The sequence below is a fragment of the Aminobacter sp. BE322 genome, from assembly GCF_050433525.1.
In the GTDB taxonomy this organism is placed as follows: Bacteria; Pseudomonadota; Alphaproteobacteria; order Rhizobiales; family Rhizobiaceae; genus Aminobacter.
This window is the reverse complement of the sequence record NZ_JBNPXB010000001.1, coordinates 329,077-341,827: the sequence shown is the minus strand read 5'-3', so window position 1 is coordinate 341,827 and position 12,751 is coordinate 329,077. Positions and strand designations below refer to the sequence as shown.

At 64.8% G+C, this 12,751-nt stretch carries 14 protein-coding genes; 4 read left to right on the top strand and 10 right to left on the bottom strand.

The window, feature by feature from the left end; genetic code table 11:
- Window positions 1-28: 28 nt before the first annotated feature.
- The 9 genes from J2X50_RS01660 to J2X50_RS01620 form a co-directional block, all read right to left on the bottom strand.
- A complete protein-coding gene (locus tag J2X50_RS01660; RefSeq protein ID WP_429090906.1) occupies window positions 29-208 on the bottom strand; it encodes a hypothetical protein in 180 nt (59 codons plus the stop codon).
- 196 nt (window positions 209-404) lie between these two features.
- On the bottom strand, window positions 405-2,510 hold the full coding sequence (locus tag J2X50_RS01655; RefSeq protein WP_429090905.1) for an ASKHA domain-containing protein: 2,106 nt from the start codon (window positions 2,508-2,510) through the stop codon (window positions 405-407).
- A gap of 227 nt (window positions 2,511-2,737) precedes the next feature.
- Window positions 2,738-3,706 carry a methyltetrahydrofolate cobalamin methyltransferase gene (locus tag J2X50_RS01650; protein ID WP_429090903.1) on the bottom strand — a complete coding sequence of 323 codons (969 nt, stop codon included), beginning with the start codon at window positions 3,704-3,706 and terminating at the stop codon, window positions 2,738-2,740.
- Between the two features lie 78 nt (window positions 3,707-3,784).
- Entirely contained in the window at window positions 3,785-4,885 is a 1,101-nt protein-coding gene (locus tag J2X50_RS01645) for a methylenetetrahydrofolate reductase (protein WP_429090901.1), read from the bottom strand.
- On the bottom strand, window positions 4,882-5,490 hold the full coding sequence (locus J2X50_RS01640) for a methylenetetrahydrofolate reductase C-terminal domain-containing protein (protein WP_429090899.1): 609 nt from the start codon (window positions 5,488-5,490) through the stop codon (window positions 4,882-4,884). The genes J2X50_RS01645 and J2X50_RS01640 overlap by 4 nt, the downstream gene beginning before the upstream one ends.
- Window positions 5,483-5,785, bottom strand: a complete 303-nt coding sequence (locus J2X50_RS01635; protein ID WP_429090898.1) for a virulence factor — start codon at window positions 5,783-5,785, stop codon at window positions 5,483-5,485. The genes J2X50_RS01640 and J2X50_RS01635 overlap by 8 nt, the downstream gene beginning before the upstream one ends.
- Window positions 5,786-6,012: 227 nt before the next feature.
- A complete protein-coding gene (locus J2X50_RS01630) occupies window positions 6,013-6,672 on the bottom strand; it encodes an exopolysaccharide biosynthesis protein (RefSeq protein WP_429090896.1) in 660 nt (219 codons plus the stop codon).
- 128 nt (window positions 6,673-6,800) lie between these two features.
- Window positions 6,801-7,376, bottom strand: coding sequence for a DUF4893 domain-containing protein (locus tag J2X50_RS01625; protein ID WP_429090895.1), 576 nt, complete (start codon window positions 7,374-7,376; stop codon window positions 6,801-6,803).
- 41 nt (window positions 7,377-7,417) lie between these two features.
- Entirely contained in the window at window positions 7,418-8,056 is a 639-nt protein-coding gene (locus J2X50_RS01620) for a DUF1638 domain-containing protein (RefSeq protein WP_429090893.1), read from the bottom strand.
- Between the two features lie 61 nt (window positions 8,057-8,117).
- Here J2X50_RS01620 and J2X50_RS01615 point away from each other — a divergent pair, with 61 nt between their 5' ends.
- Window positions 8,118-8,252, top strand: a complete 135-nt coding sequence (locus J2X50_RS01615; protein WP_340038929.1) for an entericidin EcnAB — start codon at window positions 8,118-8,120, stop codon at window positions 8,250-8,252.
- Between the two features lie 84 nt (window positions 8,253-8,336).
- Here the strand turns inward: J2X50_RS01615 and J2X50_RS01610 are convergent, their stop codons facing one another.
- On the bottom strand, window positions 8,337-9,035 hold the full coding sequence (locus tag J2X50_RS01610) for a corrinoid protein (protein ID WP_429090891.1): 699 nt from the start codon (window positions 9,033-9,035) through the stop codon (window positions 8,337-8,339).
- Between the two features lie 252 nt (window positions 9,036-9,287).
- Between J2X50_RS01610 and J2X50_RS01605 the strand changes: the two genes are divergently transcribed.
- The 3 genes from J2X50_RS01605 (at window position 9,288) to J2X50_RS01595 (ending at window position 12,682) form a co-directional block, all read left to right on the top strand.
- Window positions 9,288-10,862, top strand: a complete 1,575-nt coding sequence (locus tag J2X50_RS01605; RefSeq protein WP_429090890.1) for a trimethylamine methyltransferase family protein — start codon at window positions 9,288-9,290, stop codon at window positions 10,860-10,862.
- Between the two features lie 92 nt (window positions 10,863-10,954).
- On the top strand, window positions 10,955-11,644 hold the full coding sequence (locus J2X50_RS01600; RefSeq protein ID WP_429090888.1) for a hypothetical protein: 690 nt from the start codon (window positions 10,955-10,957) through the stop codon (window positions 11,642-11,644).
- Between the two features lie 300 nt (window positions 11,645-11,944).
- Complete coding sequence (locus J2X50_RS01595) at window positions 11,945-12,682, top strand: dienelactone hydrolase family protein (protein ID WP_429091822.1); 738 nt, start codon at window positions 11,945-11,947, stop codon at window positions 12,680-12,682.
- Window positions 12,683-12,751 lie beyond the last annotated feature (69 nt).

Below are 12,751 nucleotides of genomic sequence, written 5' to 3'. Positions count from 1 at the left end.
GAAACAGACGCGTCGCAGGCTTTCTGGCTCAACGACCGGGAAATACGGTCGAACGGGGCCGTCGCCTTGGTTCGCCCTCAAGGGCAGGCCAACCGATATCCTTCTGGACTTCCGGCGGAAGCTGGTTGAGCGAGCGGACGATCTGGGCATCGCGACGCGCCTTGCGGATGGCCGCACCATAGCGGCCAATCGTACTCATGATCGACATTACGTCTTCCTTTCATCCGTCCGCCGATGTGGGCAAAAACCCCACAGGCGGCGTTCGATGATCGGAATTTAGTTCGATCTTGTTTCGTATCGATTTCGTTCCATCAGCAACTGCTGGTGGAGCGGTTACGCTGCGGAAACATGTCCGCAACACCATCATATCACGAAAATTGCCGTGCGGACGCGACGTTCAACGCTCAGTCGCGGACGCGGCGGGCGGCGCGTTCCTCGCGCGATCGGCGTCTCGGCGCGGCTGCGTCGGCATCGCCTTCGCCGACCGCCTTGCGCGGCGGCAGCTTGACCTGTTCGGCGAGCTTGGGGAACGGATCGACCTTGTTGGGCAGCGCCATAGCGTTGACGAAGAGCTGCTGGAAATGCGGCTCGAGCGCGGTCTCGATCTTTTCGATGCGTCCGACCTCGACTTCGATCTCGCGGCGATGGTTGCGATTGAGCAGTGCCATCAACGCGCCGGTGCCGGCGGCATTGCCGACCGCCTTGACCTCGGCGAGATCGCAATCCGGGATGAGGCCGAGCACCATTGCGTATTTCGGGTCGATGAAGGAGCCGAAGGCGCCGGCGAAGCGGATCGTGTCGACTGTCTCCACGCCCTGCTTTTCCATGAGCAGCTTCACGCCGGCATAGAGCGCGGCCTTTGCCAGCTGGATGGCGCGGACGTCGTTCTGGGTGACGGTGATGCGCGGTTCGCCCTGGCGGCCTTCGCGCAGCAGGTAGGAGAAGGTGCGCCCGTTCGGGATGATGCGCGGGCTTTTGGCCGCAAGCGAGCCGTCGATCACGCCGTCCTCCGAGATGATGCCGGAGAGGTACATCTCGGCCACGACCTCGATGATTGCCGAACCGCAGATGCCGGTCACGCCCGTCTTCCAGGAGGCCTCTTCGAAACCTTCCTCGTCCGACCATTGCTCGGTGCCGATCACGTGATAGCGCGGCTCCAGCGTTTCCGGATCGATGCGCACGCGCTCGATGGCGCCGGGCGCCGCGCGCTGGCCTCCCGAGATCTCGGCGCCTTCGAAGGCCGGACCGGTGGGGGAGGAGGCGGCGACGACACGGTTCCTGTTGCCCAGGACGATCTCGGCGTTGGTGCCGACGTCGACGAGCAGCATCATCTTGTCCTGGCGATAGGGCCCTTCCGACAGCGTGGCGCCCGCGGCGTCGGCGCCGACATGGCCGGCGATGCAGGGCAGGGTGTAGAGCCTGGCGCCCTGGGAAACGTCGATGCCGACCTCATGCGCCCAGAACTGCAGCGCGCCCGACACGGCCAGCGCGAACGGCGCCTGGCCGAGTTCCGTCGGATCGATGCCGAGGAACAGATGGTGCATGATCGGATTGGCGACGAAGACGCAGTCGTAGATGTCGTTGCGGTCGACGTTGCCTTCCTCGCAGACCTTGCCGATCAGCGAGTTGACCGCCTCGCGCACGGCCTTGGTCATGGCCTCGCGCCCGTCGGGGTTCATCATCACGTAGGAGACGCGGCTCATCAGATCTTCGCCGAAACGGATCTGCGGATTTGAGGTGCCTGAAGAGGCCGCGATGCGACCGGACAAGAGCGATACCAGATGCATCGCGATGGTGGTCGAGCCGATGTCGCAGGCGATGCCGTAGGCCTCGTTCTTGAGACCGGGGAACAGACCGATGATGAAGGGCCGCGACGTATCCATGTCGCGGTGGACGACCGCGGTCACTCCCCACTTGCCAGGGCTGACTTCGGGCTGGTCGGGCAGCTTGGTGCGCAGGATCTTCTGGATCTGAGGAATGAGGTGGGGGGCGATCAGCAGGTCCTTCCAGCCCCAGTCCTTCTCGAGAGCCGCCTTCAGCCGGTCGAGGTCGCCGAGCGGCTTGTGCATGTCGGGTTCCTCGACCTCGACGTAGCAGAGTTGGACGGCGGCATTGCGCTCGATGACGCGATCGGTCGCGGCCTTGCGCACGACCTGTGCATTGATGACCGTGTCCTGCGGCACGTCGATGACGAGGTCGCCCTGGATCGTGGCGGAGCAGGAGAGGCGGCGTCCTTCGGGCAGGCCGCGGACGCGCTCATAGCGCTCCTCCTTCGGGCCCTTGGGCGAGATGTGGCCGAGCGACGACACGATCTTGTGCTTGGCGAAATTGCCTTCCTGCACCTCGATCTGGCAGCGGCCGCAGGTGGCGCGCCCGCCGCACACGCTTTCGACATAGACGCCGAGCTGGCGTGCGGCGTCAAGCACTGGCGTTCCCACCGGGAACCGGCCGCGCTTGCCCGAGGGCATGAAGAGGACCAGCGGATCTGTGATGTTGGCGGGAGAGTTCATGGCATGCTGCTTTCCGAAATGCATTCAGGGGCGCTGCTCGATGGCGCCCCTCTCTGTCCTGCCGGACATCTCCCCCACGAGGAGGGAGACTGGATTTCACTGCCGCCCCACCTCATTTGCCGAGGTTTCAGGAGAAACGACGACAAAGCGGCCGCCTGATCTCCCCGCTTGCGGGGGAGATGTCCGGCAGGACCGAGGTGGGCGACGTAGAGCACAGGCTTATCCGATCATCCCCTTGCCATCCGGGCCTCGCGGCCGCCGCGGCGGCGTCCGCCTGCGGCTCCGCCGTCGGTCGGCGATGTCACGGCGACGGGCGCAGGCGCAGCGTGCTCGCCCGGCTTGTAGTCCTTGTAGGTCTTGATCCAGGTTGTGCAGTGCTCGTCGGTACCGTTGAGCACGTTGGCGCCGCGCACCGCTTCCATCTCCTGCGGGCGGCAGGGGTTCATGATGGCGGACGTCATGCCTGCGCCGATGACCATCGGGATGAAGGCGGCGTTGATGCCGTGACGGTGCGGCAGGCCGAAGGAGATGTTCGACAGGCCGCAGGTGGTGTTGACCTTGAGCTCCTCGCGCAGGCGCCGCAGCAGCGCAAACACCTGGCGGCCGGCGTCGCCCAACGCGCCGATCGGCATGACCAGCGGGTCGACCACGACGTCATGGGCAGGAATGCCGTGGTCGGCGCAGCGCTCGACGATCTTCTTGGCAACGGCGAAGCGGACGTCCGGGTCCATCGAAATGCCGGTCTCGTCGTTGGAAATGGCGACGACCGGCACGTTGTACTTCTTGACCAGCGGCAGGATGGCTTCGAGCTTCTCTTCCTCGCCGGTGACGGAGTTGACCAGCGGGCGGCCCTTGGCGACCTTGAGCGCCGCCTCGATGGCAGCCGTCACGGAGCTGTCGATCGACACCGGCAGGTCGACGAGGTTCTGGACGATCTCGAGAGTCTGGACCAGCAGCGCCGGCTCGGTCGCGTTGGGGTCGACGGCGGTCACGCCTGCATTGACGTCGAGCATGGTGGCGCCGGCCGCGGCCTGTTCGAGGGCGTCCTTGATGACGGTCTCGAAGTTGCCGGCAACCATCTCCGCCGCCAGCTTCTTGCGGCCGGTGGGATTGATGCGCTCGCCGATCACGCAGAAGGGCTGATCGAAGCCGATGATGATTTCCTTGGTTGCCGAGGCAACGATCGTGCGGGTCATGAATCCTCTCCGTAAGATATAAAGATTTCTTTATATCGTTATCTGTTTTAGTTCAAGCGCGAAGGCCACCTGGTGGCGTCAATGCGCGGATTTCACCATCTCGACCTGGGACTCGGTCATATCGTCGTGCAGCAGGTGGTCGAGCCGGTCGGCGACGATCTGGTCGTCGGCGCGCGCTTCGCGCCTCCAGGGCCGGCGCGATTTGAGCACGCCCGATTCATCGACGATCTCCGCGACATACTCCTCCTGGCGATAGGCCATCACATGGACGCCGGAGACGCCAGGAATTTCCTTCACCTCGTTGATGATGTCGATGCAGAGCTGCTTGCCTTCCTTCTTCTGGTCCTGGGCGCCCTCGAGCCGCTTGATGATTGCATCCGGGATATGGATGCCGGGCACGTTGGAGCGGATCCACTTGGCGGTCTTGGCCGAGGCAAGCGGGCCCACGCCGCAGAGGACGAAGACCTTTTCGGTGAAGCCGAGGTCGCGCGCCTTCTGCATGAAGGTTTTGAACATGGGCACGTCGAAGCAGTACTGGGTCTGCACGAACTGGGCGCCGGCGGCGATCTTCTTGCCCAGATGGATGGGCCGGAAATCGTAGGGCGGGGCGAAGGGGTTGACGGCGGCGCCCAGGAAAAGCTGCGGCGGCGTGGTCAGCTTGCGGCCCGACAGGAACTTGCCGTTGTCGCGCATGATGCGGATGGTTTCGAGCAGTGACATGGAGTCGAGGTCGAACACCGGCTTGGCGCCCGGCTGGTCGCCGGCCTGCACGCCGTCGCCGGTCAGGCAGAGGATGTTGGCGACCCCCATGGCCGCAGCCCCAAGGACGTCGCCCTGTATGGCGATGCGGTTCTTGTCGCGACAGGCGATCTGCATGATGGGCGCGTAGCCCATGCGGGTGAGGAGTGCGCAGATGCCGACCGAAGACATGTGGCAGTTGGCGCCGGAAGCGTCGACCGCGTTGATGCCGTCGACCCAGCCGTCGAAGATCTTCGCCCGCTCGTAGACGTCCTGCGGATTGGCGCTGTCGGGCGGATTGAGCTCCGTGGTCACGGCGAACTCGCCGCGACGAAGCACGCGCTCGAGCCGCCCGCGCGACGAATGGCCGGGCAGGGGATCGAGTGGCAGTTCGATGCCCTCGGGGTTCTCGTCGGGGTGGCGCGGGCGAGGCGGGGTCATGCGACTTCCTTCTTTGCGGCTTCGCTGGCGGCAGCGGCCTGTGCCGTTACCCGCAGCCAGGCCGAGGTTTCGCGCAGCGACTGGTCGACCGGCTTCTGGACGTTGAGGATGGCATCGCCGTGGGTCATGTTGCGCGAACCCTCCCAGGCCTTCACCCAGACGCAGGGCATGTCGGGCTCGACCTCGCAATTGCCGTTGGCGCGTACGCCGCCGCAAGGGCCGTTGCGCAATTGCTTCGGGCAATTCATCGGGCACGACATGCCGGTCGAGGACAGCACGCACTGGCCGCACATGCGGCAGTCGAACATGAAGCCCTTGACGTGCTTCTCGACGAATTTCACGGGTGCCTCGACGCGGCCGTAGCCGATCTTCTTCCACAGCGGGTGAAGCGTCAGGAAGGCGTCGGCGAAGCGGCCGTAGAACCATTCGAGAAGGCGCGAATGGCGCACGGACCAGAGCCGCACGGTGTAGCTGCGCTGGACGCGCCGCTGCGGCGACACGTCAGCTGGCTTGTAATCGCTCTTGGGCGCAGCCTTCTTGACGAGCGTCGCCTGGGTGACGACGGGATGCGCCGTCGCGTTGGTTTTCGGCTGAGTGTCAACCATCGTCCTTGCCGCCTGCCTTGACGAGAGCGACCAGCCGCTCCCGGGGAAATTTCGCATCGAGCTCTGCCATAGCCTTCTCGGCCTCGGTCTCGAGGTCGTCGCCGACCGGGACGGGATCGGCCTTGCGCCACTCAGCCAGATAGGCGTCGGTGTCGCCGGCGCCCGTGCGCATCGCACACATGTCGATCGCCTCGGTAAAGCGCAGCGGCAGTTCGCGCTTGGCGTTCTGCCGGCCCTTCTTGACGATCACCTGTGCTGGGATGTCGCGCCAGTAGACGATGATGAGATCGGCCATTTCAGTCTCGCTTTCAGTGTGTTGAGCATTGCCGCAACCATTGGGGTGCCGCTTGTTATGGGACGACGCGCGCGCATTCAAAAGCGACGCGTCTCAGTGTCGCGAAGAGGACGCGCAACGGCGGTTCGTGTGGAGCCGACACCGTGGCATCGGATTTCGCCGTGCAGGTGTGGCGGTTGGGAAGGGGAAGCATGTGTGCCGGGGGCGGGAGGAGCCCGGGGAGCGATTCATCCCAGCCAGGCGAGGAAGGCGTGCGTGGCGAAACCGGCTCCGCCCACGACCACTCCGATGACAGCCAGCGATGCCGCGCCGACGACGCTGCCAACGGCAAACAGGATGCCGTCCCGCTCCGACAACGCCAATCCCAAAAGGGCGGTGGCAAAAGCGGGCAACCAGTTGCCGAGCGGTATCGGCAGGGTGATCGAGACCGACAGGATGAGCGCGATGAAGCCGATCACCCGGTCGCCCTGCCGACGCCAGAACGGCCAGTAGCGCGGCCGGACCACTTCCTCGAGGCGGATGAGCCGCGGGACGATCCAGTCGGTGATCGTGCGGAACTGTTCTGCGCTGAGCGAGCGCCTGGTGATGAAGCTGGGCAGCCAGGCCCGACTGCTGCCGAAGGTCATCTGGGCGGCCACGATCAGCAGCGGCAGTCCCAGCACCGCCGAAGCCCCGGGCGGGAGCGGAAGCAGGTTGAAGGCTGCGAACAGCACCAGAAGCGGCGCGAAGCTGCGCTTGCCGAGCGTGTCGCGGATGTCGCCTATCGAAACCTGGTCCTTGGCGTCGTGGGCGAGCTGGGCGAAAATCTCCGAAAGCCGGCGCCCGCGCCGCCGACGCGGTGCGGCATCGATCTCTCCCCCCTCGAAACCGTCCATGTGCTGCTTCATGAACCCTTTCGCCCAGCTGCGGCAGCGCCTCTCGACGCGCCGTCCCCATCGCAGTGTGCGACCGCCAGGTTAATCCTTGATGACGTCTGAAGGCAGCAATGTGATACCGGCGCGCGCCGATTGCAACGTCAGCGGCGAAATTCGAGGATGTCGAGCTTGGATTCGTAGTAGGGGGCCGGGAACTCGATGCGCCATTCGCTCGGTCCGGTGCGGAAGGCATAGCCGACCTGGTCGGTGTCGGGGCCGCGTCCGTAGGCCTTCGGATTCTCGCCCGACACGTAACCGGAGCCGAGATAGATCAGGCGGGTGTCGCCGTCGGTGTAGAAGCGGCCTTTCGTCCGCTGCGATCCGCTGAGCTTCTCCAGCATCCAGCCGGAGCCGTCGTCGCTGACCCGGCAGCGGAACCAGTCATAGACGACGAGTTCGCCGATGCCGCCTGCCTTGACGGTGCGGCATTGCCACGCGCCGGTCATGTCGAAATCGGAAAAGGACACGGGCTTCTTCGACTCGATCGCATCGAGGATGGCGACTTCGCGCGCAAGGCCGGCCTTGGCCTCCTGAAGCGCTTCCTTGCGGGTGGCGTCGTACTTCTCCAGCCTGGCCTTGTCCGCCGGCGTCATCAGCTTCTGCACCACGCCGTCGGCCTGGGCCGCGGCTGCGAACAACGACAGGAGGGCGGCGAGCGTGAATTTGCGAACGATCATCGGATTCTCCCCTGGCGCCCGGTCCGGGGGAATCGGACGCTTCATTGATCTGCAGTTTTCGAGGTCGCGTTGGCAAGTGCCGAGGAGAGGTCGCCATAGCCGGTGGCCCGGCGCTCGTAGACGAGCCCGAGCATCTTCGCTGCGTCCTCGGCCACCTTGTCGAGCGCCGGGTCGTCGGTCTGGGCGAGATAGATCAGCTTTTCGTAGTTGCCGAAGTAGTCGGTGACCAGTTCGGGATGCCGGTCGAGGCCGAGCGGCCTGATGAAGAATGCCTCGAACTGCCGGCACAGGAAGTCGGTCATGTAGAACGACATCATGTCGGCGTCGGCGACCTTGGCGTAGGCCTCGGCGCCTTGATAGAAGGCAAAGCAGTGCGGTCCGGCTATGCGTTCGACGCCGTGCTTTTCGCAGACGCGGTCGAGCAGGCCGCCGGTGCCGCAATCGGCATAGCCGACATAGATCTGGGTGTAGCCCTCGGCCTTCGCCTCGGCGATCGCCTTGTCCATCGCAGGCGCGATGCGGTCGGGATGAAAGTGGAATTCGGCGGGCAGGCAGGTCAGTTCAAGGTGTTCCAGCCCCAACTGCTGCTTGACCGCCAGAATCTCGCGCGCGATCATGCCGCAGCCTATGACCAGCAGCTTGTCGGCAGATTTCCGTTGTTGTGTTCGCGGCGTGCCCATGCAAACGGTTCTGCGGGGTTGGGTTCAGGGGCGAATCTACAGAACGAGGGAGACACCGTCCATGAAACTGTCACGTCTGGCACCGATCGTCGTCATCGCCTGCGCGCTCGCGCTCGCCTCCTGCGCCAACACCATTCGCGGCGTCGGCAAGGACGTAAAGGGCACCGCCAACGCCATCGAAGACACGGTCAACTAGTTTCGGCCGCGACGCGCCATTCTCGTTTTAGATTGGGACCAAAGGACCGCGCTGCAAGGCGCGGCCCTTTTTGCTGTCGGCCGATCAGGCGGTAGCGCGCAGGTTGTGCTTGCGCTTCATGTAGTCCTTGGCGGTTTCGACGGCCACCGCGGCATCGCGGCAATATGCGTCGGCACCGACGGCCTTGCCGAACTCTTCGTTGAGCGGGGCGCCGCCGACGAGCACGACATAGTCGTCGCGGATGCCCTTTTCCTTCATCGTGTCGATGACCACCTTCATGTAGGGCATGGTGGTGGTCAGCAGCGCCGACATGCCGATGATGTCGGGCTGATGCTCCTCGATGGCGGCCAGGTAGTTCTCGACCGGGTTGTTGATGCCGAGATCGATGACGTCGAAGCCGGCACCTTCCATCATCATGCCGACGAGGTTTTTGCCGATGTCGTGGATGTCGCCCTTGACCGTTCCGATCACGAGCTTGCCCTGCTTTGGCGCGCCGGTGGCGGCGAGCAGCGGGCGCAGGATCGACATGCCGGCCTTCATCGCGTTTGCCGAGAGCAGCACTTCCGGCACGAACAGGATGCCGTCGCGGAAGTCCTCGCCGACGATGCGCATGCCTTCGACCAGCGCCTCGGTCAGGACCTTATACGGCTCCCAGCCGCGCTCCAGGAGGATGTTGGTGCCTTCCTCGATTTCCTCCTTGAGCCCGTCATAGAGGTCGTCGTGCATCTGCTGCACGAGTTCGTCGTCGGAAAGCTCGGAGAGGATGATTTCGTCGTCGGACATCTTTGGGGGCTCCCTCGGGCAGGCCAATCAGCGGCGTGCGGCTATCGCGCTATACCTAGCTTGTAAGCGTCGCAAATCCATAGCTGATTTGCGACTTCCTGCAAGACGAAAGCGACTGACAATCTCGCGGATTTCTTGTCGAATTTGCGACAGCTCTTGGCGCTGACAAGCCGTTTCGCTAAGGGTGCTTGGCTACGATCCGGCAAGGAGCCGCCGAGGGCGGTGCAAAACGGATTCAGGGAAGAAACGATCATGAGCGAGAACCCGTCACTCGATCAAGAGCAGGCAGGCGGCAGGCGGGGGCGCGGCGACCGGGGCGGCGCGGCCGCTCGGCGCGCGGCTCGCAGCGGCGGCGGCCCGGGCACCCAGCTGACCTACATCCGCCGCAAGGTGAATGTTTACGAGGTACTGAACGAGGAGGGCCTCGCCCTCATCGAAAAGAACGCCGATACCGTGCTCGAAGAGATCGGCATCGAGTTCCGCGACGACGCCGAGGCGCTGCAGCTTTGGAAAGAAGCCGGCTGTGACGTGAAGGGCGAGCGGGTTCACTTCCCCAAGGGGCTGTGCCGCGAACTGCTGAAGACCGCACCCTCCATCTACACCCAGCATGCGCGCAATCCCGAGCGGTCGGTGCAGATCGGCGGCGACGGCACGGTGTTCGCGCCGGTCTACGGCCCGCCCTTCGTGCGCGACCTCGATGGCAACCGCCGCTATGCGACGATCGAGGATTTCCGCAATTTCGTGAAGCTGGCCTACATGGCGCCGTCGATCCATCATTCGGGCGGCACGGTGTGCGAACCGGTCGACGTGCCGGTCAACAAGCGCCATCTCGACATGGTCTATTCGCACATCCGTTATTCGGACAAACCGTTCATGGGCTCGGTTACGGCCCCCGAACGCGCCGAAGACACCATCTCGATGGCCAAGATCGTGTTCGGCGACGACTTCGTCGAGAACAACACGGTGCTGACCAGCCTGATCAACGCCAACTCGCCGATGGTCTTCGACGAGACCATGCTGGGCGCGGCCAAGGTCTATGCCCGCCACAACCAGGCCTGCATCGTCACCCCGTTCATCCTCGCCGGCGCCATGAGCCCGGTGACGGTGGCCGGCACGCTGACGCAGGTGCTGGCCGAGGTGCTGGCCGGCGCCTCGTTCACGCAGCTGATCCGCAAGGGCGCTCCGGTACTGTTCGGCACCTTCGCCTCGTCGATCTCGATGCAGTCGGGTGCGCCGACCTTCGGCACGCCGGAGCCGTCGCTGGTGTCCTACGGCGCGGCCCAGCTCGCCCGCCGTCTCGGCCTGCCGTTCCGTACCGGCGGCTCGCTGTGCGCTTCGAAGATCCCGGACGCGCAGGCGGCCTATGAAAGCGCCAACACGCTGAATTCGACGCTGCTCGCCGGCACCAACTTCGTGCTGCACTCGGCGGGCTGGCTCGAGGGCGGTCTCGCCTCCTGCTACGAGAAGTTCATGATGGACATCGATCAGCTCGGCATGCAGCAGAAACTTGCCGAGGGCGTCGATCTTTCGGAGAACGGCCAGGCGATGGACGCCATCCGCCAGGTCGGTCCGGGCAGCCACTTCCTCGGCTGCGACCACACCCAGGCGAATTTCCAGTCGGCCTTCTACCGCTCCAACATCGCCGACAACAATTCCTACGAGCAGTGGCTGGCCGAAGGCCAGAAGTCGGCACCGCAGCGTGCCAACGAGCTTGCCCGGCGCTGGCTCGAAACCTACGAGGCGCCTTATCTCGATCCGGGCATCGATGACGGTCTCAAGGACTTCATCGCCAGGAAGAAGGAGTCGATGCCCGACGCCTTCACTTGAAGGGAGCCCGTTACAGGCGGGGCTAAAGTCGCCAACATCATCCACAAGGAAGTCTGGCGGAGTGCATTCTCCGATCCGGACCGGAAGGGGTGATGTCCGACGACGGCGGCCCGACCGGACAAATCGCCGCCGCGCTGGCCGAGCATGGGCTCATCCCGCGCGGCGGTTTTGTTTTTGAAGCCGGCGAGGAGGCGCCGCCAGGCCCGTCCGGTAGGGCGGCCAGGTCGTTGCTGCTGATAGGGCAGGCGGGAGCCGCGCCCTGGCGTCATTTCGAGCGTTGGCGCGAGGCCCAGCCGGCAGGTCTCGAAAACCCTCTGGACAGCTGGTCGCGGCAGGTGATCGGGCAGGTTGCAAACGACTTCGGTGCCCGTGTCGTCTCGCCTTCGGACCGGCCCCACCTGCCTTTCCAGCAATGGGCAATGCGCGCCGAGGGACTTCGGCCTTCGCCGCTGGGCATCCTCATGCATCCCCAATACGGACTTTGGCATGCCTATCGCGGCGCGTTGCTGTTTGATGTCGAAATCGAAATTCCGGAAGTTCGCGGACAGAGTCATCTTTGCGATCTATGTGTTGGAAAACCCTGCCTTAAATCCTGCCCGGTAGGAGCCTATTCGGTAGCCGGGTTTGCCTATGAAGACTGCCTTGCGCATGTGCGTGGTCCGGCGGGCGGCGCCTGCCGCAGCAGCGGTTGCCTCGACCGCAACGCCTGCCCCCAAGGTCTCGCTTACCGATATCCGGAGGCGGTGCAGGCCTTCCACATGAAGAGTTTTGCGGGCCTCTGAGCGGCTTGCTGGTTCAATCGCTCTCGGATAGCGGAATCCGGCATGGCGCAGGGCGTCGGCTATACGATCGCCGCCTTCGGTCCTCTGCCGGTCGGGCTAATCCGTGATCGGACCGGCGGCTGTGCGGCCACCGCGTTCCTGTTCGTCGCGCTGGCGCTCGGCGCCGCCATCGTGGCAATGGGGGCTGGCCGCGCCCTTCATGTCGGCGCAAGGACCATCCGCGTCTCCGGCGGGCCTGAAGTCGAACGTTGCGGCCAGGGGATAAGCCCCTATCTTTGCTGCTGTGCCGAGCAGAAGGAGATCAGCCATGGCCAGCGGGAGATCGAGGCAAAGACACCGGACGGCGTTGCCAGGGCCGGCCTGTTCAGGTCCACCGACAAAGTCCGCGCCGGCGTCATTCTGTATATGGATGCCTTCGGACCGCGTCCGGCGCTCGACCAGATGGCCGAACGGCTGGCGGGGCAGGGCTATGTCGTCCTGGTGCCGGATCTGTTCTACCGCGCCGGCGCCTACGGCCCGTTCGACGCCAAGACGGCGTTTGCCGAAGAGAAAACCCGCACTGAGTTGCGCGCCCTGATAGGCGGCACCACCCAGGCGATGACGATGCGCGATACCGGCGCCTTCATCGAAGCACTCGTGGCTGAAGGCGTATCCGGTTCGATCGGGACCGTCGGCTATTGCATGGGCGGCTCACGCGCGCTGAACGCGGCCGCCGCGCAGCCGGACCGCATCGTCGCGGCGGCCAGCTTCCATGGCGGCAACCTGGCCGGCGATGCGCCCGACAGCCCGCACCGCAACGCGGCCCGGCTCAAGGCGCGCGTCTATGTCGGTTCCGCCGGCGTCGATGGCAGTTTTCCACCGGAACAGTCGGCGTTGCTCGCCGAGGCACTGCGTTCTGCAGGCGTCGACCACATCATCGAAAACTATGTCGGCATGGGGCACGGCTGGTGCGTTCCCGACCATGGCGTCTACGATGCCGCCGGCGCCGAACGACACTGGAAGCGCCTGCTGACGCTGTTCGACGAAACGTTGGGCTAGCCGCCGGCTTTGCCAATTCCGCCGCGTTCGGCTATCAGGCCGGCGAAATGCGCCCGGGCTGAGCCGGGC